27 protein-coding genes are annotated in these 26,604 nt (G+C 73.9%); 5 read left to right on the forward strand and 22 right to left on the reverse strand.

The window, feature by feature from the left end:
• Nucleotides 1-6: 6 nt before the first annotated feature.
• The gene (locus ABD296_RS35580; RefSeq protein ID WP_344277711.1) at nt 7-837 is read right to left on the reverse strand and encodes a hypothetical protein; all 831 of its coding nucleotides are present in this window, start codon (nt 835-837) and stop codon (nt 7-9) included.
• 340 nt (nt 838-1,177) lie between these two features.
• Entirely contained in the window at nt 1,178-1,801 is a 624-nt protein-coding gene (locus ABD296_RS35585; RefSeq protein WP_344277714.1) for a helix-turn-helix domain-containing protein, read from the reverse strand.
• Nucleotides 1,802-1,928: 127 nt separating this feature from the next.
• Between ABD296_RS35585 and ABD296_RS35590 the strand changes: the two genes are divergently transcribed.
• Complete coding sequence (locus ABD296_RS35590) at nt 1,929-2,501, forward strand: hypothetical protein (RefSeq protein ID WP_344277717.1); 573 nt, start codon at nt 1,929-1,931, stop codon at nt 2,499-2,501.
• Complete coding sequence (locus ABD296_RS35595; protein ID WP_344277720.1) at nt 2,498-3,070, forward strand: OmpA family protein; 573 nt, start codon at nt 2,498-2,500, stop codon at nt 3,068-3,070. Before ABD296_RS35590 ends, ABD296_RS35595 begins: the two co-directional genes overlap by 4 nt.
• A gap of 68 nt (nt 3,071-3,138) precedes the next feature.
• On the opposite strand, the gene ABD296_RS35600 is transcribed toward ABD296_RS35595, so the two are convergent.
• Nucleotides 3,139-3,993, reverse strand: coding sequence for a serine/threonine-protein kinase (locus tag ABD296_RS35600; protein ID WP_344277724.1), 855 nt, complete (start codon nt 3,991-3,993; stop codon nt 3,139-3,141).
• Nucleotides 3,994-4,173: 180 nt separating this feature from the next.
• Between ABD296_RS35600 and ABD296_RS35605 the strand changes: the two genes are divergently transcribed.
• On the forward strand, nt 4,174-5,646 hold the full coding sequence (locus ABD296_RS35605; protein WP_344277727.1) for an LCP family protein: 1,473 nt from the start codon (nt 4,174-4,176) through the stop codon (nt 5,644-5,646).
• 15 nt (nt 5,647-5,661) lie between these two features.
• On the opposite strand, the gene ABD296_RS35610 is transcribed toward ABD296_RS35605, so the two are convergent.
• The 19 genes from ABD296_RS35610 to ABD296_RS35700 form a co-directional block, all read right to left on the reverse strand.
• Nucleotides 5,662-6,282 carry an A24 family peptidase gene (locus ABD296_RS35610; protein WP_344277730.1) on the reverse strand — a complete coding sequence of 207 codons (621 nt, stop codon included), beginning with the start codon at nt 6,280-6,282 and terminating at the stop codon, nt 5,662-5,664.
• A 126-nt stretch (nt 6,283-6,408) separates the two neighbouring features.
• Nucleotides 6,409-8,040 (reverse strand): substrate-binding domain-containing protein, encoded by a 1,632-nt coding sequence (locus ABD296_RS35615; RefSeq protein WP_344277733.1) that lies wholly within the window; start codon nt 8,038-8,040, stop codon nt 6,409-6,411.
• Nucleotides 8,041-8,657: 617 nt separating this feature from the next.
• Nucleotides 8,658-9,074, reverse strand: coding sequence for a hypothetical protein (locus ABD296_RS35620; protein ID WP_344277736.1), 417 nt, complete (start codon nt 9,072-9,074; stop codon nt 8,658-8,660).
• 9 nt (nt 9,075-9,083) lie between these two features.
• The gene (locus ABD296_RS35625; protein WP_344277738.1) at nt 9,084-9,539 is read right to left on the reverse strand and encodes a DUF3592 domain-containing protein; all 456 of its coding nucleotides are present in this window, start codon (nt 9,537-9,539) and stop codon (nt 9,084-9,086) included.
• Nucleotides 9,536-10,096: a hypothetical protein gene (locus ABD296_RS35630; RefSeq protein WP_344277741.1), complete on the reverse strand. Its 561-nt coding sequence runs from the start codon at nt 10,094-10,096 to the stop codon at nt 9,536-9,538. Before ABD296_RS35630 ends, ABD296_RS35625 begins: the two co-directional genes overlap by 4 nt.
• Nucleotides 10,075-11,622, reverse strand: coding sequence for a hypothetical protein (locus ABD296_RS35635; protein ID WP_344277744.1), 1,548 nt, complete (start codon nt 11,620-11,622; stop codon nt 10,075-10,077). The genes ABD296_RS35630 and ABD296_RS35635 overlap by 22 nt, the downstream gene beginning before the upstream one ends.
• A gap of 64 nt (nt 11,623-11,686) precedes the next feature.
• Complete coding sequence (locus ABD296_RS35640; protein WP_344277746.1) at nt 11,687-12,844, reverse strand: C40 family peptidase; 1,158 nt, start codon at nt 12,842-12,844, stop codon at nt 11,687-11,689.
• Entirely contained in the window at nt 12,841-13,482 is a 642-nt protein-coding gene (locus ABD296_RS35645; protein ID WP_344277749.1) for a prepilin peptidase, read from the reverse strand. The genes ABD296_RS35640 and ABD296_RS35645 overlap by 4 nt, the downstream gene beginning before the upstream one ends.
• A gap of 13 nt (nt 13,483-13,495) precedes the next feature.
• The gene (locus ABD296_RS35650) at nt 13,496-13,771 is read right to left on the reverse strand and encodes a hypothetical protein (protein WP_344277752.1); all 276 of its coding nucleotides are present in this window, start codon (nt 13,769-13,771) and stop codon (nt 13,496-13,498) included.
• 51 nt (nt 13,772-13,822) lie between these two features.
• Entirely contained in the window at nt 13,823-14,047 is a 225-nt protein-coding gene (locus tag ABD296_RS35655; RefSeq protein ID WP_344277755.1) for a hypothetical protein, read from the reverse strand.
• 187 nt (nt 14,048-14,234) lie between these two features.
• Nucleotides 14,235-14,900: a response regulator transcription factor gene (locus ABD296_RS35660; protein ID WP_344277759.1), complete on the reverse strand. Its 666-nt coding sequence runs from the start codon at nt 14,898-14,900 to the stop codon at nt 14,235-14,237.
• A complete protein-coding gene (locus ABD296_RS35665) occupies nt 14,901-16,043 on the reverse strand; it encodes a sensor histidine kinase (protein WP_344277788.1) in 1,143 nt (380 codons plus the stop codon).
• Between the two features lie 115 nt (nt 16,044-16,158).
• The gene (locus ABD296_RS35670) at nt 16,159-17,058 is read right to left on the reverse strand and encodes a type II secretion system F family protein (RefSeq protein WP_344277762.1); all 900 of its coding nucleotides are present in this window, start codon (nt 17,056-17,058) and stop codon (nt 16,159-16,161) included.
• Between the two features lie 9 nt (nt 17,059-17,067).
• Entirely contained in the window at nt 17,068-17,991 is a 924-nt protein-coding gene (locus ABD296_RS35675; protein WP_344277765.1) for a type II secretion system F family protein, read from the reverse strand.
• The gene (locus ABD296_RS35680; protein WP_344277768.1) at nt 17,988-19,307 is read right to left on the reverse strand and encodes a CpaF family protein; all 1,320 of its coding nucleotides are present in this window, start codon (nt 19,305-19,307) and stop codon (nt 17,988-17,990) included. Before ABD296_RS35680 ends, ABD296_RS35675 begins: the two co-directional genes overlap by 4 nt.
• Before the next feature lie 81 nt (nt 19,308-19,388).
• The gene (locus tag ABD296_RS35685; protein WP_344277771.1) at nt 19,389-19,757 is read right to left on the reverse strand and encodes a TadE/TadG family type IV pilus assembly protein; all 369 of its coding nucleotides are present in this window, start codon (nt 19,755-19,757) and stop codon (nt 19,389-19,391) included.
• 4 nt (nt 19,758-19,761) lie between these two features.
• A complete protein-coding gene (locus ABD296_RS35690) occupies nt 19,762-21,327 on the reverse strand; it encodes an AAA family ATPase (protein WP_344277774.1) in 1,566 nt (521 codons plus the stop codon).
• Entirely contained in the window at nt 21,324-22,040 is a 717-nt protein-coding gene (gene cpaB, locus ABD296_RS35695; RefSeq protein ID WP_344277777.1) for a Flp pilus assembly protein CpaB, read from the reverse strand. Before cpaB ends, ABD296_RS35690 begins: the two co-directional genes overlap by 4 nt.
• A gap of 58 nt (nt 22,041-22,098) precedes the next feature.
• The gene (locus ABD296_RS35700) at nt 22,099-23,052 is read right to left on the reverse strand and encodes a zinc ribbon domain-containing protein (protein WP_344277780.1); all 954 of its coding nucleotides are present in this window, start codon (nt 23,050-23,052) and stop codon (nt 22,099-22,101) included.
• Between the two features lie 539 nt (nt 23,053-23,591).
• Between ABD296_RS35700 and ABD296_RS35705 the strand changes: the two genes are divergently transcribed.
• Together ABD296_RS35705 and ABD296_RS35710 are read left to right on the forward strand one after the other, a co-directional pair.
• The gene (locus tag ABD296_RS35705; protein ID WP_344277783.1) at nt 23,592-24,080 is read left to right on the forward strand and encodes a DUF4282 domain-containing protein; all 489 of its coding nucleotides are present in this window, start codon (nt 23,592-23,594) and stop codon (nt 24,078-24,080) included.
• A gap of 11 nt (nt 24,081-24,091) precedes the next feature.
• Entirely contained in the window at nt 24,092-26,470 is a 2,379-nt protein-coding gene (locus ABD296_RS35710; protein WP_344277785.1) for a serine/threonine-protein kinase, read from the forward strand.
• Nucleotides 26,471-26,604: the final 134 nt, after the last annotated feature.

The raw sequence follows: 26,604 nt of genomic DNA on the forward strand, positions 1-26,604 counted from the left end.
TTGGCCTCAGTTGAAGATGCGGGGGTCGGAGAAGGCGCCGCCGGCCACCAGCGCGACGTACGCGTCGGCCACCACCAGCGAGCCGAGCGTGATGAGCGCGTAGGTCCCGTGGTTCTGGTTGATCTTGGAGACCCAGCCCCACATGCGGTACCGGAAGGGGTGCTTGGAGAAGTTCTTCAGCCGCCCGCCCACGATGTGCCGGCACGAGTGGCACGACAGCGTGTACAGCCACAGCAGGACCACGTTGGCGACCAGGATGAGGGTGCCGAGCCCGATGCCGAACCCGCCGTCCTTGCCGTGGAACGCGCGGACGGCGTCCCAGGTGTTGACGACGGAGATGAGGAACGCGGCCATCCAGAAGTAGCGGTGCAGGTTCTGGCCGATGAGGGGGAAGCGGCGCTCGCCGGTGTACTTGCCGTGCGGCTCGCGGACGGCGCAGGCCTGCGGCGACGCCCAGAACGAGCGGTAGTACGCCTTGCGGTAGTAATAGCAGGTCAGCCGGAACAGCAGCAGGAACGGCAGCGTGATGATCGCGAAGGGGATCCAGCCGCGGGTGGCCGACGGGAGGAAGGTGCCGAACTCCGCGGCGTCGCCGGTGTGGCCGTCGACGGTGACGTTGTTGCAGATGTCGTTCAGGCAGGGCGAGTAGAACGGCGTCAGGTAGTGGTACTCGGGGACGTAGAACGCCGAGCCCCAGAAGGCCCGGACGGTCGCGTACACCACCCACGCCGTGAAGATCACGAACGTCGTGATCGGATACAGGCGCCAGTTGTCCCTGCGGAGCGTGCGTTCCTTGATCTGGGCGCGCGACTTGGCCGGCGCCTCCATAGTGCTCATCGATCGCTCTCCTGAGCTCGGGTCGTCGTGTCCCCGTACCACGTTCCGAGCGCACCCATAAGGCCGTCGCGCCCGGCCTGAGGCGCGTCCCGCATGCGCGCGGTGACGGCTCGTGTGCGCTTCCAGCGAAGCGACCCTACGCCACCCGCCGGGAGCTGTGACATACATAACAGCCAGACCCGCATGTGACCCTGACCACAGACTTTAGCCCTCGAATGGCGCTACCGCACCGCCCGCTTCCTATAACCAGTCGTTATGGCCCAGCGGAATGGAGACGAGCGCGCCACGGCATGACCACCCGCCGCCGCGGCGCCCGCGCGATGCCGACCGGCGAACGCGCTCAGTAGCCGCGGGCGTTTCCAGCGGTCCGCGCGTAGTGGGCGGCGGCCTCGCTCGTGCGCCCGTTGCCGTACACGCGGAGCAGGTCCGCGAGTTCGGGGAACCGGTCGCCGATGAGCGCGGCGGCCGCCTCGATCTCGGCGGCGGAGGCGACCTCGCGCAGCAGCGCCTGGACGAGCCGCGCCGCCGCCTCCGGGGGCACCGGCGCGCCGTCCGCCGCCCGCCGCGCGGCCCCGTCGGCCACCGGTTCGCCGGACGCTCCGCCGACCGGGATCCGGCCGGACGTCGCGGCGCGCAGTCCCGCGGTCGTCGCGGCCGGTTCCGCGCCGATCTCCCGCAGGCGCTCCTTGACCTCGCCCGCCGCCATCGCCTCGAAGCCGGGGTCGGCGGCGAGCTCCTCGACGGCCAGCAGCCGGTGCAGGACGGCCGGGTTGCTGATCTTGGCGCGCTGCGCCGACATCAGCTGGGACAGCATCGGCGCGGACAGCCCGAGCACGCCGGCGAGGCCCGACTGCGAGAGGCCGAGCCGGTCCAGCAGCCGGCGGACGCGCTCGCCCAGCGGCTCGCCGTACCACTCGGTCTGCAGCGCCCGGTTCCGGACGACCGTCTCCGCGGCCACGCCCATTCCGCCGCCCCCTTGACTTTTCGCAGTTGCAAACGCTAGCTTCTCGAACGCAATGACGTATCAGGCCTACACCATGGTGCCACGGCAAGCATCCTTTGCATATGCGACGAACCGGAAAGGGCCGTACATGCGCCTGTCACCCCGCCCGGCCGCGATGACGGCCGCCGCTCTCCTGCTCGCCGGCTCACTCGCCGGCTGCTCCAACTCCGACGGCGACTCCGGCAAGGGCGCCGGAGCCGGGGCCCCGGCGTCCGGCGCGGCACCCAAGAGCACCGTGAACGGGGCGAACCTCGACAACGCCACCGAACCCCTGGTGAAGGGCACCTTCGACAGCCCGCTGGCCCAGGGCGCCAAGGTCGACATCGCCATCATGGGGCTGCGTGTGAAAGGCGCGCTGGCCACGCTCACCACCCAGATGACCCCGCACGTCCCGGGCGGCCAACGCATCAACGCCTACCGGCTCAACGGCGAGCACGCCCTCGGCACGTCCCTGATCGACCCGGTGAACCTCAAGCGCCACAACATCGTGAAGGACTCCGACGGCAAGTCGCTCAGCACGGACGACATCTTCACCACCATGGCGAACGACCAGGTCACCCCCTTCTATTACACCTTCGCCGCCCCGCCGGAGAACGTGAAGGCCATCGACGTGCAGATCGGGTCGTGGCCGACCTTCCACGACGTCCCGGTCCAGCGGTGAGCCGCAAGCGCAGGACCGCCGTCGTCGCAGGCGTGCTGGGCGCGGCGCTCGTCGTTCCGCCTGTCGCGGCGGCCGCCGCGGAACCCGGTGAGCCGAACCCGAGCCTGACGGCGAGCGTGCTGCCCCTCGACACCGGCGCCTCCGTCGTCGGCCTCGACCTCGAGCAGGCGGTCGTCCCGCTGGAGCAGGAGAAGACCGACGGCGGGCAGGTCACCGTCAGCATCTCGGCGGACGTCCTGTTCGACTTCGGCAAGGCGACGCTCACCGCCGCCGCACAGCGCCGCATCGCCCAGCTGGCCCCGCGCCTCCGGCAGGCCCACGGCGCCGTCCAGGTGTCCGGCCACTCCGACTCCATCGGCGACGCCGGCTACAACCTGACGCTGTCGAAGCAGCGCGCCGACGCGGTCAAGTCCGAACTGCAGAACGTCCTGAAGGGGGCGGGCCCGCGGATCGACGCCAAGGGGTACGGCGAGACCAGGCCGGTCGCACCTAACGAGAAGGGCGGCAAGGACGACCCGGAGGGCCGCGCCAAGAACCGCCGCGTCGACGTCACCTTCGAGAAGAGCTGATCCCCCGCCCCGCAGGACGAGGCCGGCACGGGCACCGGCCGCCCCGGCGCCCCCCATCCGGTGACGCCTCAGCGGTGCGGAGGGGGCGGGCCCAGGTGGTCGAAGATCTGCAGCGGTTCGCCGTCCAGGGTCAGCGCGGGGAAGCTCAGGCCCGGGTCGCAGGAGGACAGCGCCCGGCGCGCGGCGCCCGCGTCCACGAAGCGGCGCGCGGGATCGGGGTCGCACAGGTGCGACAGCACGGTCCACAGCATCGGCGGCACGCCCTCGGGCGCCGCGCCGATCCGCTGGTGCGGCTCCGGGTCGCCCGCGCCGGTGAGCATCCGCCAGCCGACCATGCCCGCCGCGTACAGGTCCTGCCGGGGACCCGGCCGGTTCCAGTCGAGCACCTCGGGCGCCAGGTAGCCCGGCGTGCCGACCGTGAAGCCGGTCGTGGTGAACCGGAGGCCGTCGTCGCCGAGCGCGATGCCGAAGTCGGCGAGCCGGACGTGTGGGGCGCCGACCGGGCTCGGCTCCAGCAGCAGGTTCGCCGGCTTCACGTCCCGGTGCACGATCCCCTCCGCGTGGATGCGGCCGAGCGCGGCCAGCACCTGGTCCAGCACCTCGGCCGCGTACGCCGGCGGCAGCCGCCCGTAGTCGCCGAGGAGCGCCTCCAGCGACCCGCCGCTCACCAGCTCCATCGCCAGCAGCACGTCATCGCCGGCCATGCACGACGCGTACGGGGTGACGACATGCGGATGCGCCAGCCGCAGCGCCTGCTCGCGGACCGCCCGCAGCACCGACGTCCGGCCCCGCCGCTGGACGAGCTTCGCCGCGCAGTACCGCCCTTCCGCCTGGTCGTAGGCGCGCCAGACCCGGCTCGTCCCGCCCGCCCCGATCCGGTCGAGCATGGTGAACCGGCCGCCGATCACCCACCCGTCGTCCACAGGACCGATCGTACGGAAAACCCCGGCGCAAGGGATCCGGACCACATTCCGGCCGCCGACGTCAACAGATCGGGCGTATCGCGCATCAAACAAGAGAATGTACGCGCCTCCCGCCTCTCCCTAGACTGACGAACCCTCCCAGACCACGCGCCCCCACCGGGCCCGCCCGAAACTGGACGAATGAGCGACAAAGACCCCGGCCGCGACGATCTCGCGGGGGACACCGCCGCCCACGGAACCGGCGCCTCCCCGATCCCCGAGGACGACGCCGCCCCCGGCCGCGCCGTCGCGGCGCACGCGCGCCGCCGCAGGTTCCTGCGCTGGACCGCGATCGGCACCGCGGCGGTGGTCGTGGCCGGCGGCGCCGGCGCGGCCTGGCTCTACCACGACATCGTCGGCGGCATCGACCAGAAGCACGTCGGCGGGCAGCTCGGCACGGACCGGCCGAAGAAGCTCAACAAGTCGCTCAACGTCCTGCTGCTCGGCTCCGACACGCGCGCGGGCGACAACGCCGAGTACGCCGCGGACGGCGTGACCGGCGCCCGCTCGGACACCGCGATCCTGCTGCACCTGTCGCCCAACCGCGACCAGGCGGTCGGCGTCAGCTTCCCCCGCGACTCGATGGTGAAGATCCCCGCGTGCGAGAAGGACGGCGGCGGCACCGTCCCCGCCCAGTTCGGCATGCTGAACTCCGCGTTCGCCCTGGCCGGGCCGACCTGCACCTGGAAGACGCTGGAGACGCTCACCGGCATCCACATCGACCACTTCGTGCAGATCGACTTCTCCGGCTTCAAGCGGATGGTGGACGCGCTCGGCGGCGTCCAGATCTGCGTCGACAAGCCCGTCGACGACCCGCGCGCGGAGCTGCACCTGAAGGCCGGCAAGCAGACCGTGAAGGGGACGCAGGCCCTCGGCTACGTGCGGGCCCGCTACTCCCTCGGCAACGGCTCCGACCTCGAGCGCATCCAGCGACAGCAGAAGTTCATGGCCGCCGTCGTCGACAAGGCCACCAGCGGCTCGGTGCTCACCGACCCGGCGAAGACCTACAAGTTCCTCAAGGCCGCGACCAAGTCGATGACGACCGACGACGGCCTCGACCTGGCGACCATGAAGAAGCTCGCGGACGGGCTCAAGGGAATGGACGCCGGGAAGGTCCGGTTCGTCACGGTCCCGGTCGAGGGCTACGCCCCCGACCCCAACCGCGTCCAGTGGAACGCCGCGCAGGCCAAGCCGATGTTCGACGCCATCCAGCACGACAACGACCTGCCCGCCGAACCGGCGAAGCCCGCCCCCTCCGAGCAGGCGCCGCCGTCGCCGGGCAAGGTCGAGGTCACCGTGGCCGCGGCGGGCGCCAAGAAGGCGGTCGTCGCGCGCGTCGTCCGCCAGCTCCACGAGCGTGGCTTCAAGGTCGCCGCGAAGACGGAGAAGGCCGCACCCGCCGCGGAGAGCCGCCTCGTCTACAACCCGTCCGCCGAGGCGCAGGCGTCGGCGCTGGCCGGTGACGTGCCCGACGCGCTGCTCACCGCGGACGGCTCCGCGCCCGGCGGCGGCGTCCGGCTCGTCGTCGGCACGAAGGGCGTCCGCGTCGCCCCGGCCGCCATCAACAAGATCAAGGGGGGCGTCAAGGCCGGGCAGAAGAACCCCTGCGCGTGACCGGCGCCCGCCGGCTCACCCGGCGGCCCACAGCACCGCGACGAGCGTCCCGATGAGCATCGGGGGGCCGAACGGGAACTCGCCCTTGCTGGTCCGGCGGACGATCATCACCCCGACGGCGATGGCGCCGCCGACCAGGTACGTCACCAGCAGGCCGGTCACGCAGGCGCGCGTCCCGAACCACCCGAGGCACAGCCCGAGCACCCCCGCCAGCTTGACGTCCCCGAACCCGACCCCGGTCGGGACCAGGAGCGCCTGGACGGCGAACAGCGCGAACAGCGCCGCCATGCCGATGAGCGCGTGCCCGAACCGGCTCAGCCCGTCGCCGGTGAAGGGCACGGCGACGGCCAGCAGCGCCGCGACGACGCCGTAGGACGGGAGGGTGAACCGGTCCGGCAGCCGCTGGACCCGCACGTCGACGAAGGCCAGTAAGGTGCCGACGGCCGCGAGGTACAGCAGCGCGGCGAGGACGGCTTCCGTCCCGGCCCGCCATCCGATCGCCCCGAACACGGCCGCGGTGACCGCCCCCATGGCCAGCCGCCGCGTCCACGGGACGCCGCCGGTGAACGGGGCCGCCAGCGGAGCCAGCAGGAGGCCGGCGGCGAGCCCGACCGGGAGCAGCACCAACGCGACCATCGCACCTCGCCCGTTCCGGCACTCTGAGGGAGTTTCGGGCACGATAACCCGCCCGGCCCGCGCGCGGACCCCGATCGGCCCGCCCATGGAATCCGGGCGGCCCGCGCGCGGACCCCGATCCGTTGGTCAGCCGACCGGGCACTGGCGCGGGTCGTCGCAGATCTTCAGCGCGGCCGACTGCTGGAACAGCTCGTGGATCTGCCGCGGGTCGCGGATCTGGTAGGCGGCGCCGCCGGTGGCCTGCGCGATCCGCTGCAGCGCGCCGAGGTCGACGCCCGGCCCGAAGCCGAGGCCGACGACCTGCACCGGCCGGCTCGCGTCGTACTCCGCCTTCAGCTGCGAGAGCAGGGCCTGCTCCGACAGGCCGCCCGCGAAGTCGTTCCTCCCGTCGGTCAACACCAGCACGATATTGATCATGTCGCCGCGGTAGCCGGCCTTGACGTTGCGGTACGCGGCGAGCACCGAGTCGTACAGGCCGGTGTCCCCGTCGGGCTTCGCCCGCATCCGGCCGAGCGCCTGCTGCATCGCGGCGCGATGCGTGAGCCCCCCGTCCGCCGCGCCGAGCCGTCCGACGGGCACCAGCTCCTTGTACGGGCGCGAGCCGTCCATTCCGGTGGAGAACGCCCACAGCCCCATGTCGGCGGAGTCCGGCAGGAGGGACATCCCCTTCTCGACCTCGCCCGTGGTCACCGCCATCCGCGACCGTTGCGTCCCCTGCACCTGCTCCAGCATCGACCCCGACACGTCGATCACGGTGAGCATGCGGGTACCGAGATGCATCCGCCGCCACATCTCCAGCGCCTCGCTGACCGCACCCGGCGAGGCGGGCGCCGTCCGCGGCAGTGCCGCGACGCCGGTCACCGCCGACACCCCCTTCGCCGCGCCGCCGCCCGCCGGACGCAGGCCCGCCTTCGCCAGCGCGTCCGCCCCCGCCCGCGACCGGACGTCCTCCAGAAACCGCCTTGCCGCGTCGGCCTTCTTTCCCGGCGCGGCGACCAGCGGAAAGTCCAGGCTCATGGTCCCGTCCGCCGGCAGCACCGCCCGGACGGGCGTGCCGCCCGCCGCCGCCCGCCGCCAGACCGCCTGCTCCGGCACCGCCAGCACCGGCGTGCTCCCGCCGCCGAACCGGACCAGCCCGTCGAACGCCGCCGCCTCGCCCTGCGCGGAACCGTCCACGCTCTGCGCGGACTGCAGGATCCCGGTGAACCCGGCGATGGCCTTGTCCCCCGTCCCCGCCGCCTGCTTCGCCATCAGCAGCGAGACCATGCCGGCCGCGTTCTCCTCCGGCGCGAGCAGCCGCAGGGACGCGTTCCCGCCCGGCGCCATCGCACGCCACGACAGCGCGCCCGGCGCCGCGTCCCTCGCCACCGCGAACACCACCGGCGAACTCGCGACCGAGCCGACCGGCCTCGGCAGCGCGGTGCCCGTCCGCTCGGCGGTCCGGCCCGCGATCTCCAGCCACAGCGACGAGTCCAGGACGTAGGCGTCCGCGCGCGCCTGCGCGGCGGACCGGTCACCGCCCAGCGCCAGCGCCATGGCCGACGAGGGCAGCGTGTTCGTGGTCACCTCGACGCAGCGCCCGTCGACCTCGTGGTCCGCGTCGTTGAACCGTCCGGCCAGCGCCGTCACCGCGGGCGCCACCGCCGGGTCGGCCGCCACGTTCAGCGCGAGCCGTTCTCCGCAACCGCCTCCGGCGAGCGCCCGCACGCCGGCCAGCAAGGCCACCACGAGCAACGCCGCGACGCCCACGACGAGCACCAACGGAGGCCGCCACCGCCGCCCACCCGCGCCATGACCCGCCGCCTGCCGGAAGACCCGTGGCCCCGCGAACCCTGGACCTCCGCCGACCGGCGCCCCGACCACCGGAGGAGCCGGCGCGCCCCCGTGGCCGAGCGTCCCTACTCGCCTGGGCGGGCCGCCGGCCACCCGCACGGACGCAGGCACCTCGTCCGGCGCCGCGGCGCCGAAAGGCGCAGGCTGTGCCGTGGCGACCGCCGGGACAGCCTCCGGCGAGTCCGAAGACGTCGCCTCACCGCCAGACGAACTCGCCGAGGTCGGCCCAGCAGCGGGCTCGGGCGCGGCCGGTGGGGCCGGGGCGTCCGACGATGGTGGAGCAGCGGGCGTCCCATCAGGCACTGCTTTGCTCGGCTCGGCGGCGGGGGGCGGTTCGTCGGGCGGTGCGGTGGGCGGTGCGGTGGGCGGTGGCTCGACGGTGGTCGGGGGTGGAGGGCTGCTCTGCGGGGGTGCGGGGAAGCCCGGGAGGTCCAGCGGGAGAGGCGGGAGGTCGGCACCGTCTTCAGGAGGCATGGTGCCGTCATTGAAACGAGAGGGACGGTGGGGGCACATGGGTCTCGAGGCCCAATCGGGGGCCTAATTCAGTAGAGCGAGGTGCTCGCGCGCGCCGGCCGGCGGAGGCCGAGGAGGGCGCCGGCGGCGAGGACGCAGAGGGCGGCGAGCAGGCCGAGCGGCGCGCTGACGTGCTCGATGGGGCGGACGTTCGCCAGGACGGCGGGGACGGACGGGCCGAGGACCGTGAGAAGCGGAAGGGCGACGGCCCCGGACACCCCGGCGCGGCGCAGGCGGGGGCCGGTGAGGCGGGCCGCGAGGACGCCGATGGGGAGCTGCACGAGGACCGCCGCGGCGGCGGACGTCCAGTAGGAGGTGTCCGAGGAGGCGAGGTCCGGTGCGGCGAAGGCGACCGCTGCCACCAGGACGGCGAGCGCGACGAGCACGGCCAGGGCCGCGGATGCGGCGAGAAGCACCGTCGTGGCGACGCGGCGGCGGTCGGGCATGGGTCTCCTTCAGCGGGCGGCGAACCAGGTGACGACGGCTCCGATGAGCAGCAGCGCGGCGGCGGCCGTCCAGGCGGGCGCGGTGCCGAGGTCGAGGCGGGCGCGGGCGGGGTCGCTGGGGTTGTAGCGGACGGCCATCGGGTCGGCCGGCCGGCGGCGGGGGCGGCCGGATTCGGTGATGACGTGGTCGCGGCCGTCCGCCGAGGTGAAGCGGACGGTCAGCGTGTACTCCCAGCCGGACGGCTCGACGCCCTCGCCTTCGCAGGTCAGGACGGTCCCGGTCGCGCGGGCGGGCGTGCGGCGGCGGGCGGAGAGGTCGGCGGCGACGGTGAGCGGCGCGAGAAGGAGCAGGGCGGGCCCGGCCACCAGCGGCACCGCCCGGCCGGGGGGAACGAGGTCGAGGAGGCGGAGCGCCGCCCATGCGGCGACGGACGCCAAGGCGACGGCGGTGATGCGGCGCCTCATCGTCCTTCCTTCAGCCGGAACGATCCGAGGATCGCGGGGACCCGGGCGGCGGCGGTACCGCGATCGGGCGAACGGATCATGAATTCGAGCAGCGTCCGCCGCCCGGTGAGGACGTAGAGGCCGGTCAGGTGCATGGGGGTGCGGGTGCCGTCGGCCGAGGTGATCTCGTAGCGGGCTTCGACGCGGCGGGCGTCGGCGCCGTCGAGGTCCGTCCGGCGGGCGGCGGTGAGGTGGTAGCCGTTCAGCAGGGCGAGCCCGCGGAACTGGGCGAGCTGCCCGTCGAGCGTGCCGGTGTAGCGGTCGCGGCGGCCGAGGTGGATCTGGCCGTCGTCGACGCCGGACGGCAGTTCCGGGCCGTTGACGTCGAGGGTGGGCGCGCCGCCGTCCTCGGTGCCGGGGCGGAGCGTCCAGCCGGACGGGTAGGCGAACGTGTAGACGTCGGCGCGGTGCTCGCTGAAACCCGCCGGGACGGGCGGGGCGTCGTCGTGGTGCGCGGAACAGCCGACGAGGGCGAGGGCCAGGGCAGCGCAGGCGGTCAGCCGAGGCAGCGTTTCCACGGCACCCACCCCTCCCCCGGCTTGTAGTACTGGGCCCCGGTGAGGGTGTTGGTCTGGTGTTCGCTGGAGCTCTCGAACAGGCCGCCGAGCTTCCTCTTCCCGGCGGTCTCGCCCTTGGCGTCGAGCTTGCCCGTGTCGCCCGTGACGTCGTAGGTCAGCCGGGACATCCGTCCGCCGCCGCCGTCGAAGTAGTCGTCGAGGGCGCCGTCGTCGCCGGTCCGCTGGTAGTCCTCCATGGCCTGCCGGTCCTGGGGGTCGGAGTAGTCGAGGGTCTTGTCGGTGACGGTGCGCTCGGAGCTGAGGATCCACTGCGCTCCGGCGGTCAGCTCCCCCTTGTCGCCTTCGAGGGACCCCGTCGCCTTGCCGTCGGCGCGGAAGTAGATGACGTTCTGGGAGTTCGAGGTCTTGGTGAGGCTGAGCGGGTTGCCGTCCTTGTCCTCGGTGTAGGCCCAAGTGGTCTGGCCACGGTGCTTGACGTTCAGGCCGATGTTGGGATTGACCCGGATCTGCCCCTTGATCTTCTCGGTCTCGGCCGGGGTCAGCTCGATTCCCTTGGCGCCGGCGCGCTTGCCGATCTCGTTCACCGCGAGGGTCAGGGCGTCGGCGGCGCCGGCCGCGGCGCGCTCGCGGGTGCCCTTCGGCAGCACCTTCCAGATGTCGCCGAGGTCGACGAGGAACCCGATCTCGCCCTCGCCCTTCTCCGTGTAGTAGGTGGTGCGCTCGCCGGTCTTGCGGTCGGTGCGGGTGCCGTCGATCAGCCAGCCGCGCGCCTTGAACGGCAGTTTCACCTTCCACAGGTTCAGCTCGCCCTTGAACCCGCCGGTCGGGCCGCCCTCCTGGTAGTCGGCGGACGGCTCCTTGTCGGGTTCACTGCCGCCGATCCAGCGGTCGTAGTACTTGCCGACCCACGGGGTCTTGCCGACGAGCCAGGAGAACCCGCCGGTGACCGGGTTGGTGCGGACGACGAATTTCGCGGTGTTGCCGATGCGGTGGTCGACGAGGTCGTCGAAGAACTTCTTGGCGTCCTTCTCGTCGTCGAAGGAGTAGACCGTCCCGTTGGTGAACTGCCCGCCGCCCCATATGCCGAACTTGCCGAATCCGAAGTCGAGGTCGGGACTGGCGACGCCGCCCTCTCCCCAGGTGAAGTCGGTGACCTCCCAGGACGATTTCCCGTCCGGCCCGACCCGTCGGGTGAGCTGGACGGTGCCGCGGCTGTTCGTCCGCACGTTGATGCGGGTCGGGATCGTCACGGTCTCTTCGAGGTATTTCGTTTCGATTCCGGTCGTGCAGGCGGTGGTGGGCTCGTCGGGGTCGGTCCGGCCGCGGTTTCCGCCGCCTCCCGCGCAGGCGTCGCCGAGGTGCATCCGGTGCAGCGCCCGGCAGACCGCGTCACTGGTCTGGCCTGGGACGCCGAGTACCAGCAGGGACGCGCAGACCGCCGCGACGAGCGCCAGGATCCCGACGTACTCCGGGACGGACGCGCCCCGGTCGGCGGGACCGCCGCGGCGGCGCTGGAAGGGGGACACGCCCCGAAGATTCGCACCGTCAAGCCATTTTGGAATGAGTCCGGAGACCCAAACACGGGCCCATTCATCCCGCGTACGGACGGCGGAAGCCGACGTAATCGGTATAGGTGTTGTAGCGGACCGTCGCGCCGGTGTGCGGAGCCTCGATCATCGTGTGCGTGGCGGGGTCGACGACCAGCCCGACGTGTTCGGGACCGCGCGGACCTATGCGGAAGAACACCAGGTCGCCCGCCTTCTCCTGGCCCGCCGGAATGCCCTGCCCGAATCGCCATTGGTCATAGGTGACGCGGGGAATGGAGATCCCGGCCGCGCGATAGGCCATCTGGACGAGGGACGAGCAGTCGCAGTTCCCCATCGTCGCGGTGGCGCGGCTCGGGGACGTGCATGTTCCGCCCCACTGGTACCAGGTGCCGAGCTGCGCTTCGGCGAAGGCGATGGCGCGGCGGATCATTTCCGGCGTCCCGGCGGGCAGCGGGCCCGGCGGTGGGAATTCGCCCCCGAATCCGATGTTCTGGTACGGGAAGCCGTTGTAGGCGACGTCGCTCTCCTTGTCGACGAGCCGGAGCCTGAACTTCTTCTTCAGTGCCGTCGCGTCGCCGCCCGGCCAGGCGACGGCGCCGTCGCAGACCAGCCGGGCCGGGGCCGTCGGCTGCTCCTCGGGCGCCGTCTCGCCCGGCGGGACCGGGGAGAACTCGTAGGCGCAGTCGGGCACGACGAGCCGGGCGATCGCGACCGCGTTCCCGACCCGTCCGATGCCCTTCTTGCCGCTGTTGTCGGTGCACAGGTGGCGGCCGTGGCGCAGGTCGTCCTTCTCCTGCTCGGTCAGCTCGCTCTCCTTCTTGAGCTGGCAGTCGGCGGTGACGGCCTTGACCTTCGCGTACGTCCCGTCCAGCCCGGTGAGATGCACCTTGCCGTCGACGCGCGTCCCGTTGTCGCGCGCGTAGCGTCCGGCCGCGTTCTGCGGGGCGTCGTCGTCGAGCAGCCAGGCGCCGAGGCCCGCGGGCGGGGTCCCGGACAGCGCCATCTCCACCAGCCGCAGCCGGAGCGGTTCGAGCGCGCCGAGGGCGGCGGCGTCGGCGCCGCGCTGCGCCCGGGTGCGCATGTCGCCGGCCTGCGCGACGCGGCTGAACAGCAGAACGGCCGCGAGCAGGCACAGGGCCATCCCGACGACCAGGATCGTGGTCGCGGCGCCCTCGTCGCCCCGCACGCGCGGCCGGCTCACCGTGCGAACCAGCCGCCGAACAGCACGCCCGTCAGCGCGCCGGCCAGCATGAACGGCCCGTACGGCAGTTCGTCCTTGCGCCCGGCGCGGCCGAGGAGCAGCCACGTCACGCTGTACACGCCGCCGTAGAGGAAACCGGCGACCACGCCCGTCACCCATGCCGCCTCACCGAGCCAACCGAGGTAGAGGCCGAGGACACCGGCCAGTTTCACGTCGCCGCCGCCCATCGCGTGCGGCAGCAGGAAGTGCTGGACGAAGTAGAACGCCCACAGCACCGTCATCCCGACCAGCGCGTGCGCGAGCCGGACGGCGCCGTGCGCGGTGACCGGGACGGCCGCCGCCAGCAGCGCGAACCCGATCAGGTAGGACGGCAGCGTGAGGGCGTTCGGCAGCCGCTTCACCGCAGCGTCGATCACCGCGAGCAGGACGCCCGCGACGCCGAGGTAGGCGAACGCCACCAGATCCGCGCGGGCACCGAGCCGGGCCGCCAGCGCCGCGAGCACCACACCGGTCAGCGCCGCGATCCCGAGGCGAGCACGCGGCGCGAGCGGCCCGCGGTAGGCGGCAGTGGCCGGGGCGGCCAGCCAGCCGGCGGCCGTCCCCGCGACCGCCGCTCCCGCGGCGACCGCACCGTCCATCAGGCACCGCCCATCAGTCGCCGCCCTCGCCGCCCGGGTCGCCCTCGAAGATCTGCTTGAGCGCGTCCTCGACCGCCTTGGTGACCGTGTCGACGATCCCGAGGCTGTAGAGGCCGGCGATGATCGCGGCCACCAGGATCAGCATCCCGGCCCACTCGAAAATGTCGGCCCCGCGGTCATCGGGGTTCTTGAGCCGTTCGACGCGGCCCCGGAAGAAGAGCACGGCCCGCTCGCCGGCGGCCTGGATGGACGACCGCGACCGCACGTAGACGGGAAGCAGCGCATTCATGATGAACCTCCTGAATTCTGTGGCACCGAAGGGGCGGTCACGGGCGCGCCCTCACCAGGGACAGAGGTCGACGTGCTTGGCGACCTGGCAGGAGTCGTGGTCGCCGCCTCCGCCGCCCCCGCCATCGGCCTCGCCCTTGAAGATGCCGCTCATCGCCTTGTCGACCCCGCCGGTGGTGGTGTCGACGATGCCGAGGCCGTAGAGCCCGGCGATGACGGCGGCCACCAGGATGAGCATTCCGGCCCACTCGAAGATGTCGGCTCCCCGGTCGTCCAAGAGCTCTTTCCGCATCGCGAGCGAAATCATCGCGGTCCTTTCCGGCGGGCATTCCCTGGGATCGGGATGTGGACCCTCGTCGTCATACGGCCACAAAAGTATTGAGCCGGCCGCGCCATTCCCAGGGCCCGCCGTCCCAATTGCGGGCCCGGTCCCGTGGGCCCAGAGGGCCGATGCCGACAAGACGTCACAGGTCGCCGGCGGTGCCGATCCAGCGGGCGATGGCGGCGCCGCGGGAGGTGACGCCGAGCTTGGCGTAGATGCGGTTGACGTGGTTCTTCACCGTCTTCTCCGCCAGGAACAGCCGCCCCGCGATCTCGCCGTTGGACGCGCCCTGCACGATGAGCCGCATCACCTCGGCCTCCCGCGCCGACAGGCCGAACCCGCCGTGCGGGGCGTCCGGCGGCGTCCCGGACCCGGGAGCCGCCGGCTCGGACGCCTCCCGGACAGCTCCCACCAGCGCGGACACCGCCGCGGGCGACAGCGGGTGCGCGCCGCCGGCGGCGTTGTGCACGGCGGCGATCAGCTCGTCCGCGGTGAACGCGCCGTGCACGAGGTAGCCGGTCGCGCCCTTGCCGAGCGCGGCGCGGACGGTGCCGGGGTCGTCGGTGTAGGTCAGCATGAGCACCGGGGCGAGCGGGCTGATCTCCGCCGCCGCGGCGACGCCGTCCATGAGCGGCATCCGCACGTCCAGCAGCACCAGGTCGGGGCGCAGCCGGGCGGTGAGCTCCACGGCCCGCCGCCCGTCGCCCGCCTCCCCGACGACCTCGATGCCGTGCGCCTCCAGCAGCGATACCAGCCCGGACCGGACGACGACGTTGTCGTCGGCGACGAGGACACGTGTCGCGCTCACTCAGCTCACCTCCGCGGGCATGTCCGCGCCGCCGCGTCCGGCCGGCTCCGCCGCGACCCGGACGAGGAGGGTGGTGCCCTCGCCGGGTTCGGAGCGGACGAGCGCGGTGCCGCCCGCCCGCTCGGCGCGCTCGTACAGGCCGACCAGGCCGTAGCGGCCGGCGCGGGCGTAGTCGTCCAGCGCCGCCGTGCGGAACCCGAGCCCGTCGTCGCGCACCGTCAGGACGACGTCTCCCGCCGCCCGTGCGAGCCGGACGGTCACGTGCGCGGCGCCCGCGTGCCGCTCGACGTTGGCGAGCGCCTCGCCGAGGATGGCGAGCACCTCGTGGCGGGCGCGCTGCGGGAGCCCGGCGTCGCCGGCGACGTCCGCCTGGACGTCCACGCCCGTCCGCTCGGACCAGGCGGCGCAGGCGGCCCGCACCGCGTCGGGGAGCGGCGCCGCGGCGGTGGCGTCGCGCAGATCGGTCAGCAGGCCGCGCGCCTCGCGGGACGCGGTCTCGGCCGCGTCCGCCAGCCGGGCCGCCTCCCGCTCGGCGCGCTCGGGCGCCGTCCGGATCCACGCGGGCAGCGCCGACGCGGCGAGCGCGACGCCGCGCAGCGTCTTGGCGAGCGAGTCGTGCATCTCCCTGGCCAGCCGGGCGCGCTCCTCGGCGGCGGCCGCCATGCCCTCGGCGGCGACCCGCGCGTCCTCCGCCGCCGCCTGCTCCTCGAACAGCCGCCGCAGCGCCACGCCCGCGAACCCGACGAGCGGGTAGTAGGCGGGCTGGCCGGCCAGCGCCTCGAACGTGCCGACGTCGGCGTGCGGGACGGCGAACGTGACGAAGTACCCGGCGATCTGCACGACGGACACGATCAGCATGCCCGGCCACCGGTACAGCAGCCCCGCCGCCGCCGCGGTCGCCACCGTGGACAGGAAGAACGGCCCGGACGGCCCGCACACCGCCAGCACCGCGAACCCGAGGCACAGGTCGAGCGCGACGAGCAGCGGATGGTCGAGCAGCCGCCGGACGATCCGGTCCACCTGCCGGGAGACCAGCCACGACAGCAGCCCGACGCACGCCACCATGACGAACGTCGCGACCGTCAGCCCGCGCACCGCCAGGACGAGCAACGTGATCGCCGCCATCAGCGTCCGCACCTGCATGAGCAAGCGGAACGCCGCGCCGATCCGCGACCGCGCGCCCGCGCCCCCCGGACCGGCTCCGCCGGGGGCAGCACTGCCCGAGGGGGGACCACCCCTCGGACCGGCTCTGCCGGGTTCAGTGGCCGAGGACGGCACCGAGATCAGCTCCCGAGCTGTAGAAGAGCGCGCCCAGCACCACGAGGATCAGCGCGGGCAGGGTGAGCGCGGTGGTGACGGCGGTGACCTGCGGGGTCGTCCGCTGCGCCTTGCGCCGCGCCCACTGCGCCGACTCGCGGCGCATGTCGGTGGCGATGTCAATCAGGGTGGTGGCGAGCGGGGCGCCCAGCTCCTCCGCCTGCAGGACGGCGGTGACGAACTGGCTCAGCATCTCCGACCGGTTGCGGCGGCGCAGGTCCTCGAACGCCTCCCGGCGCGACGTGCCGAGCTCCATCTGCCGCAGCGCGATCGTGAACTCGTCCGCCAGCGGGCCCGGCATGCTGTCCACGACCCGGGCCAGCGAGTGCCGGAACCCCATGCCCGCCGACACCGTCACGGCGAGGACGTCCAGGAAGTCGGGCATGCCGCGCTGCATCTCGTCGCGGCGGGCGCGGGCGCGGCCGAGCAGGAGCAGCTCGTTCTGGAAGATCCCGGCGAGGCAGATCAGCCCCATCGGGACCTGCCCCGCGCTGATCAGCAGCACCCCGAGCGAGCCGAACAGGACCGCGTACCCGGCGGTGATCCGCGCGTACGACTCGACCGTCATGCCGCCGGGACGGCCCGCCGCGTCGATCCGCTCGCGGATCCGGCGGTGCCAGGGGGCGAGGGCGGTCATCAGGGGGCGGCCGAAGGGCCGTCCGAGCCGTCCGGCCAGCCGGTTCAGCCCGAACACCTCGCCCCGCCCGGACCGCGCGGCGGGCGCCGGGGCGGTCGCGGCCAGCGCCGACCCCGAGATCCGCTCCCCGCCGGTGAGCAGGACGAGGCCCCAGGCCGCCAGCAGCACGCTGAGCGCGGCGCCGGCCGCCAGCAGGATGATCATCTGGTCACCTCACACGTCGATCCGGGTGATCCGGCGGATGACCACCAGGCTGGTCACGAACAGCCCGGCGCCGGCCGCCAGCATGAGCTGGCCGGTGAGATGGGTGCTCATCTCGTGCAGCGCGCCCGGCTCGATCTGGTTGATCATGGCGATGCCGGCCGCCCCGAGGATCCCGACCGCCCAGTTCGACACCACCGCCTGGCCGAGGATCGTGCGCACCTCGCGGCGGATCTCCTTGCGGTCCTCCAGCGTGGCGGCGATGCTGCGCAGCGCGGTGACCAGCGACCCGCCGGACCGCGCCGACACCAGCAGCGTGCTGACCAGCACGCCGAGCTCGCGGGACGGCAGCCGGGCGGCCAGGTCGCCGAGCACCCCCTCCAGCGACTCGCCGAGCCGCAGCCCGTCGGCGGCGCGGCGCAGCTCGGTGCGGGCGGGGTCGTCCAGCTCGTCGGCGGCCAGCGCGATCGCGGTGCGCAGCGACAGCCCGGCCTGCGCCGCGTTCGACAGCACCCGCGCCAGCTCGGGCAGCTGCGCGACGAACTCCTCCTTGCGCCGCTCCTCGCGCCTGCGCAGGTAGGCGAAGAACACGAACCCGACCGCGACGGCGGCGGCGACGCCGAACACCGGCCCGAGCAGCCGTCCGATCAGCGCGATCGCGGCGAGGCCGGCCGCGACGATCGAGAGCAGGAAGGTGGAGACGCGCATCGCCAGGCCGGCCGCGGCGATCCGGCGGGCCAGCAGCCGGCCGAGCTCGGTGCCGCGCAGCCGCCGGTCGAGCCGGACGAGCGGCCCGCCGGGCGGCGGCTCCCCGTCCAGCCGGGACCGGGCCGCGATGCCGCGGCGCGTCTCGCGGCCCGCCGCCAGCTCCCCGACGCCCCACACGGCCAGGACCGCCGTGACCGCCATCAGCAGCAGGATGACCGGCAGGCTCATCGCCCCTCCCCGTCCGCGGTCTCCACGCCGAACGCCGGCGGGACGCCCTCGCCGGCGTGGAAGAGCCGGGTGGCCAGCACGCCGGGCAGCGGCCGGTGCCGGAACTCTCCGCGCACCACCCGGTCCGGCCCGATCGGCAGCGCGTCGAACGTCATGATCGGCTTGAGCCGGAGCCGTTCCCCGCGCCGCGTCGCCACCGCCGCGACCTCCACGATCCGGCGCGAGCCGTCGGGGCCCCGGCCGAGGTGCACGATCGCGTCGACGGCGCCGTCGATCTGGTCGCGGATCGTGTCGAACGGCAGCCGGACGTCGCTCATGCTCGCCAGCGTCTGCAGCCGGTGCACCGCGTCCTCGGTGGAGTTGGCGTGCACCGTCACCATCGACCCCTCGTGGCCGGTGTTCATCGCCTGGAGCATGTCGAGGGTCTCGCCGCCGCGGACCTCGCCGACGATGATCCGGTCCGGGCGCATCCGCAGCGCGTTGCGGACCAGGTCGCGGATCGTGATCCGGCCCTTGTCCTCGATGTTCGGCGGCCGCGACTCCAGCGGCACCACGTGCTCCTGCCGCAGCCGCAGCTCCGCCGAGTCCTCGATCGTGACGATCCGCTCGTGGTCGGGGATGAACGCCGACAGCGCGTTCAGCATCGTCGTCTTGCCCGTCCCGGTGCCGCCCGAGATGACCAGGTTCAGCCGGGCCCGGACGAACGCCGCGAGCAGCAGCCCGGTCGGGGCGTCCAGGCTGGCCCGGCCCGCCAGCTCCTCGATCGTGTACGAGCGGGGGAACCGGCGGATCGTCAGCACCGGCCCCACCAGCGACAGCGGCGGGATGATCACGTTGACCCGCTCGCCGGCGGGCAGCCGCGCGTCCACCATCGGGCTCGACTCGTCCACCCGGCGGTTCACCTGCGCGACGATCCGGTCGATGGTCTGGTAGAGCTGGTCCTCGCTGGCGAACGCGGTGTCGACGCGCTCCACCCGGCCGTCCCGCTCCACGAACACGTGGTCCGGGCCGTTCACCATGATCTCGGTGACGGTCTCGTCGGCCAGCAGCGGCTCCAGCACGCCGAGGCCGAGCGCCTCGTCCACCACCCGGCGGATCAGCGCGGCCCGCTCCCCCGGCGACAGCACCGGCCCTTCGCGGCCGACGATGTGCCCGGTCACCTTCTCCAGCCGGGCGCGCCGCTGCGCCAGCCCGAGCAGCGCCAGCTCGTCGAGGTTCACCTCCTCCAGCAGCCGGCGGCGCCAGTGCGACACCCCGCCGCGGCCGACCGCGGCGCCGTTCAGCCGCCCGTCCTCCAGGCGGTCCCTCAGTCCCATCGGCTCACCCGTTCGGCCCCTCGCTCATCCGCCCGGCCCCCGCTCATCCGGTCGGCCCCGGCTCATCCGGTCGGCCCCTGCTCATCCGGTCGGCATCGTCACGGTGCGGGTCACGGTGTAGTCCAGCGGGACGCCGCGCCACAGCAGCGGCACCCTCGCCCGGACGGTGCAGGAGACCCCGTCGCCGCCCGCGTCCGCGCCGCGCAGCGTCCGGTCGTTCAGCCAGCCCGGCAGCGCCGCGCCCGCCGCCGGGACGCACGCCGACGCGTCCTGGCGCATGGCCGCCACCCGGGCGCCCGTCCGCGCCGCGTTCTCCACCCGCTCGACCGTCACGGACGCCATCAGCGCCTCGAAGCAGACCAGCACGACCGCCAGCACGATCGGCAGCAGAGCGGCGAACTCGACGGAGGCGGTCCCGCGGTCGGCGGCGGGGTCGGCGTGGCCGGCCATGTCCTCACCCGCCCTCCGCGTCCTCGTGGACGATGCGGGCGCGGGTGGTCAGGCCGAACGTCGACGACCAGCCCGGCAGGACGGCCGGGACGTCGATCGTCACCTTCGCGTACCCGTCCTCGACGCCGAGGTGCAGCACGTCCTCGCCGCCCCACGGCCCCGACACCCGCGCCACGGCCCGGCGCCGCACCTCCTGCCTCGCCTCCGGCGTGCCGTAGCCGACGACGGCCACCGCCCGCGCCGCCTCGTCCGCGGCGTGGCTCGCGTACATCGAGGTCAGCCCGGTCAGCAGCGCCTGCCAGCAGAGCAGCAGCACCAGCCCCACCAGCGGGACGGTCGCCGCGAAGTCCACCGACGCCGCGCCCCGGTCGCGCCCGCCCTCCGGCTCCGCCGGCTCGTCCAGCAGGCCCGTCTCCCGGACCAGCCCGCTGATCGCCTTGCGGAAGTCCGAGCTCCGCACCGCCTCCGGCGCCCCGGTGTTCGAGGCGTCCTCCAGCGCCCGGTACGCCGCCGGGACCGTCGTCCGGAGCAGCTCCACCCCGACGATCTTCGCGGCCAGGTCCGGCTGGACCTCGTTGCGGCGGTCGTGCCGGTTCAGCAGGACGGCGACGTCCTCCTCCTTGCGGATCCGCAGCCGCCCCCACATCCGCACCAGCCGCTTCGCGCCGCGCAGCGCGGGCAGGTCCGGGGTCGCCGCGACCACCACCCGGTCGGCCAGCTCCACCGCCATCGCGCTCGCCTCCGACAGCTGGGCGCCGCAGTCGACGATCACCACCTGGTAGCGGGCCCGCAGCGCGGCGAGGATCTGCCGGGCGGCGCGGGCCGGGACGTCCTCGGCCCGCTCCCCCTCCGCCGGCGCGGGCAGCAGGTGCACGCCGAGGCGGTGCACGAACAGCGCCTCGGCGAGCGTCGGGCCGTCCAGGTCGTCGGCCGCCCCGACGAGGTCGGCGATGCTGCGCCGGTGCACGACGTCCAGGTAGCCGGCGGCGTCGCCCTTCTGCAGGTCCAGGTCCACCAGGCACACGCCGCGCCCCGCCGTCGCCGCCGCCACGGCCAGATGCACCGCGACGGTCGTCGCGCCCGTCCCGCCCTTGGCGCCGCAGACCGCCAGCACCGTCCCGACGCGGCCCGGCAGCGGGCTCTGCTCGGACGGGTCGAAGTGCCGGCGCATCGTCCGCGCCCACTCCGCCGCCGCCTCCACCCGGCTCTGCAGCTCCGACAGCGTCGGCTCGGTGGAGATCACGCCGCGCGCGCCCGCCGCCATCGCCGCGCCGAACGTCTCCGCCGTCGCCTCCTCCGCGATCAGCACCACCGGCAGGTGCGGGTGCCGGACGCCCAGCTCGCGGATCAGGTCGAGCGCCGGCAGCGGCCCGAGCGCCTGGTGCAGCAGCACCACGTCCAGGCCGGGGACGCCCGCCGCCGCGCCCACCACGTCCGCGGCGCCGGTCTCCACCCCGGCGACCTCCACCGCGCCGAGCTCCCGGAACTGCGCGTTCAGCAGGTCCGCCAGGTCCCGGTCGGCGGTGGCCAGCAGCACCTTGACGGGCCGGCCGTCCACGGGGCCGTTCACCGGGCGGCCGGCATGTCGCAGGTGGCGCCGAGCTTGCGCACCGGGTCGCTCGCCGCGTCGGCCTGGTCGCCGCCGATCAGCGCAAGCCGGACGTGGCTCGCGAACGCCTCCGCGTAGGTCAGCTTCACGCTGTCGTCCGCCGCCAGCGCGAACGTGATCGGGACGACCGTGTTCACGTCCTGGGCGTTCGCGCCCGCGCGCTGCCGGGTCGTCCGGCCGACCTGGATCACCTGCGCGCGGCGGATGATCCGGGACGCGCAGGACTTCTGGTCGCGCTGCGACTGCTGCTGGAACGTCGCGTAGATGTCGACGACCATGCCGGGCTTCACCTTGCCCGCGACGCCCGTCTCCGCGTCGATCATGATGGCGATCTCGCGCTGCCCCGGCTGCAGCAGCGGCGCGTCGATCAGCATGCCCCGCTGCAGGTACGCGCCCGCGACCAGCGCGGCCGGCGCGACCTTGCCCGCCACGGACGCCGGGTCGGTGAGCATCGTGTCCGGCGACCACTTGGCCGGCATCTCGACGCGCTCGACCATGCCCGGGTCCAGCCGCGCGTAGGCGGGGACGGCGACCTTCAGCCGCAGCACCTGCCGTTTCTCGCCGACCTCCGCCCGCACCGAGCCGACATAGCCGAGGACCGACACGAACACCGCCACGGCGCCCACCGCCGCGAGGATCATGAGCAGCACGCCGCGGCGCTGTCGGGGGTTCATGGGACTCCGTTCGATCGCGACGGGGACGGGGATTCGAGGGGCACGGCGGGGCCCCCAGTCACGGCGGAGCGGTGACCAGACGCGCCTGCGGCGCGGACGCGCTCCGGTCCGTCGGCGGAGACGTCAGCGCCCGCCCTGCCCCCGGCTCGCCGGGCGCCGGCGGCGGTGCGGCGGCGGGCGGCGGCGTCCGGACGGGCTGGACCATCGCGCAAAACGGGCAGACCGGCGACCCGACCGGCGTCCCGCACCAGGGGCACGGCTCGCACTCGGCCGCCCGCACCACCGACTGCAGGACGCCGCTGTCCCCGCTGAACGCCACGAACTCGACGTACCGCTTCGCGCGCCAGTACTCGGCGCCGAGCGGCTGGTCGTCGACCGCCGTCACCGACACCGCGCCGAGCGCCGGCCCCAGCCGGTCGCGGACCCAGGCGCCGTCGCCGCCGTGCTCCGCCGCCAGCACGACCACCGGGGGGCGCGGCGCGTACCCGGCCGGCGGCGCGGCGTCCCCCGCCACCCGGTGCACCGCCTGGTGCGGGGCGGCGGTGACCAGGAACTCGCTGCCGGGCAGGTACGAGGCGAGGTGGTCGCCGAAGCCCGTCCGGACGTGCTCCAGCCGGGTGACGCTGTTCACCCGGGCCCCGGCGACCATCAGCCCGGCGAGCCGCGGCGCGACGGTGGCCAGCGTCCCCGGCTCGACGTACGGGGCCAGGAAGGCCAGCTGGTCCGCCACCAGCGACAGCGCGAGCGGCGGAAGGTCGAGCGGGACGATCGCCAGGCGGCGGGTGCCCAGCGACGCGCGCGCGAACCGCAGCAGCCGGCCCGCCGCGTCCGGCCGCCACGACGGGTAGAGGGCGAGCACCGCCGGACTCCCCGCCAGCGCGCCCTCGATGCGGCCGGTGAACTCCAGCCCCTCGTCCGTCAGCGGCGCGAACCCGGTCCGCGACCGCTCGGCGACGGCGCCGCGGATGACGCCCAGGCTGGGGACGTCGTCGAGAAGCATGACCAGCGTCACGCGGGGTCCCGGTCGGTCACGTGCCTCACCACACCCTCCACCGGACGGCCCGGCACCGTGCCGCGCCACGGACGGATTTTCGGCGCCCGCGGGCCACGATAACCATCGAAATCCATCCCGATCAAGGATTAATACAGCCAATCGGACGGACTCGCGAGAAGTTACCCGATAAGCGCTTGGAGCGGTCCCGAGAACGGTCGCCGGCCAGGTGAACTTCTTTCGTACAATGATCAAATATAAGGGAAATCCGCAGGTAGAACGAGGCCCTTAAGCCCCTGGCCCCAAAAGCCGAACGCCGACATAGGCCCACGGGCCCATGCTCTCGCCGAATGGACTCGAATACACTGACCTGCTCGTTGCCGACCCGTTTCGAGGCATTACCGTCACGACCCGTGCCGCCGTTATTTCGCAGCGTGCCCGGCGCGCGCGCCCGCGAGAACCGCGGCACGCCCGGTGAGCCGCGCCTCCCGTTCCGGCCGGACGCCCGGATCAGGCTCTAGAGTCTTCCCATAGGCGGCCCCAGACTGGAGACGACGGCGATGACGCACCCATCGGACCCCGGCCACTCACCGCGCCCACCGGCGCCCGGCCAGCCCGGCCCGGCCGCCGGACCGTACGGCCCGCCGCCGCAGCAGCGGCCCGGGCCCGTCCCCGGCCCCCGCCCCGGTTTCGGCACCGGCCCCTACGAGCAGCCGCAGAGCTGGCAGCCGCCCCCACGCGACCCGCGCGAGAAAGGCCTGCTCGCCGCGCTGTTCGACGTGAACTTCAACAGCCTGGTCACGCCGAAGCTCATCAAGGGCTTCTACATCCTGTCGCTGCTGCTGGTCAGCCTGTCCGCCCTGATCGTCGTGGTGATCGGCATATGGGTCATGGGGCTGCGCAATGGCTGGCTGCTCGGCCTCATCATCATCTGCGCCTCGCCCGTGGTCTGGTTCTTCCAAGCGATGCTGGCTCGGATCTTCATGGAGGCGATGGTCGTTCGCTTCAAAGAGGTCGAGTATCTGCGGGCCATCAAGGACAAGGACTAGACGGGGCTGCGGTGGGCGAGTTCGACGCGACCGGATCCGGCGGCGACGGTCCCCGCGACACGCGGCGGGACGCGGGGGCGACCCGGCGGGACCCGCGGGTGCCCGGTCCACGGACGCCGGGGGCGGGGTCCGGCCCCGGGGCGACGCGGCGCGACGCGGAGGCGGCGCCCGGCGATCCGCTGATGCGGCTGCCGGCGGCGCTGGCGGAGCGGTACCAGGCGGTCGCGGAGCTGCCCGTGCAGGGGGCGGAGTCGGATCTGCTCCTGGTACGGGACGAGCAGGGCGAGCAGTTCGTGGTGAAGGTGTTCCGCCGCGGCTACCACGCCGACCGGGACGTGTGGGAGAAGCTGCCCGCCCTCGATTCGCCGCACGTGCTCCGCATCCTGGAGACGGGACATGCGGACGGCCGTGACTACGAGGTGGCGGCGTACGCCCCCGACGGGAACCTCCGCGCGCTGATGGACGGCCCGCTGCCGGAGGAGACCGTGACGGAGGTCGCGGCGCAGCTGGCGGACGGGCTGGCAGCGCTGCACCGGGCCGGCATCGTGCACCGAGACCTGAAGCCGGAGAACGTGCTGGTCCTGGACCGGGGGCCGCTGCGGCTGGCGATCGCGGACTTCGGGCTGAGCAGGGTGCTCGACGCGAGCGTGGTGTTCGCCTCGTCGTCGCGGACGCTGGCCTACGCGGCGCCGGAGTCGCTGTCGGGGCAGGTGTCGCCGGCCCGCGACTGGTGGTCGCTCGGGATGATCGTCCGGGAGTGCGCGACGGGCCGGGCGCCGTTCCAGGGGCTGAGCGAGACCGTGGTGGTCGATCACCTGGCGACGCGTCCGGTGAGCGCGGACGACGTGCCGGACGCGCGGTTGCGGCTGCTGTGCCAGGGCCTGCTGACCCGCGACCCGCGGCGCAGGTGGATCGGCGAGCAGGTCTCCGCGTGGCTGGACGGCGGGTCCCCGCAGGTCGCGGAGGAGGCGCCGCAGACCGGCACCGGCCTTCCGTTCCGCGGTGACCGCTACACCAGGCGCGACGCGCTGGCGCGCGCGCTGGTGGAGAACTGGGACCACGCCGCGCAGTACTTCTTCGGGCGCGGGGAGTCCGGTGAGGCGTGGCGGAGCCTGCGGGACTGGCTCGCGGACGTGCCCGACGACAGCCGCATCGACCTCGTCGACGGCCACCTCGCGACGGCCCTGCCGGCGGACGTGAAGCTGCTGCATCTCGTCCTGTGGCTGGATCCGGCGCTGCCCCCGCACTATCTCGGCCGGAGGACGTCCGCCGAGGACCTGCCCGCGCTCGCCGCGCTCGCCGCCGATCCCAGGCATCCCGATCACCCGGTGGCCTGCCGGATCGGGCGGGACCTGTGGGAGCACGGGCTGCTGCGCGTGCTCGCCGGGTTCGCGGGCGGCGAGGGCCTGGCCGGGGCCGACGCCCAGTGGCGCGCGCACGTGGCGGCGTGGAACGACCTGGCGCGCTGGCTGCGCGGGCAGGACGCGACGCCCGCCGGACTGGCGGCGCGGCTGCCGGACGCGGAGGCCGAGAACCCGCCGGCCGTCCTGCTGGCGCTGCTCGCGCTCGCGGCGCGTCCGGCGGAGACGCACCGGTCGCTCGCCGAGGGGGCGGCGCGGGCCCGGCGGGCCGTCCCGGAGCCGGTGCCGTGGTTCACGTGGATGGCGGACGGGGCCGGCGACGATCCGCTGCGGCTGCTCGCCGTCACCCGCGCCCTGCCGGAGGCCGTCGTGGAGGCGGAGGCGCGGGCGCGCGACCGGCACGCGGCGGCGCAGCGCTCCGAGGCCCTGCGGACGCAGTGGGCCGAGCGCGAGCGGCAACGCCTCGCGGGACGCAACGCGGCGATGGCGCGGGCGGTCGTGTGGACGCTGCCGATCCTGGCGGTCTGGCTGGCGGTCAGTTGGGTCGTCGGCAGCCTGTTCGGCGGCGGGGGCAAGGAGAACGGGACGACGTCGGTCGGCCTCCACGCCTCGTCGGGCGGCGTCCCCTTCGCCGCGCTGGCCGTGCTGTCGTTCATCGCATGGGGCGTGCAATGCGGCGCCGAGGTGATTCTGGCGCGCGCGCAGGGCGGCGACTACCTCTCCTACGGGCCGTGGTCGCTGATATCGAAGGTGCTGGGCGCGGGCGGCCGGGGGCTGTCCAAGGCGTCGCGGACGATGTCGGGCGCCGCGCGGCGCAATGACCGGCGCGGCTGCGGGTTCCTGCTCCTCGCCGCGACGGTGCCGCTGCTGCTCCTGCTCCTGCTGGCGGCGGCGCTGACGTCGATCGCGAGCGTGCTGTGGGTGCTGGTGATGGTCGCCGGGGCGGTCGCGCACGCGGTGGCGGCCGGCGTCCGGCTGCAGCGCTGGCAGCGGGACCGCAAGATCCACCCGGGAGGGACCCCCACATGAGCAGCGGCGTCGAGGCCGACATCGTGCTGGACGCGGCGGTCGTGCTGACCCTGGGCATGAGCCGGGTCCTCGGGCGCGGCGGCGAGGCGGCCGGGCGCGGCGCGCAGGCGCTGGCCGCGCTCGCCGCCGGGCGC

Source organism: Actinomadura napierensis, assembly GCF_039529375.1.
GTDB classification, from domain to species: Bacteria; Actinomycetota; Actinomycetes; order Streptosporangiales; family Streptosporangiaceae; genus Spirillospora; species Spirillospora napierensis.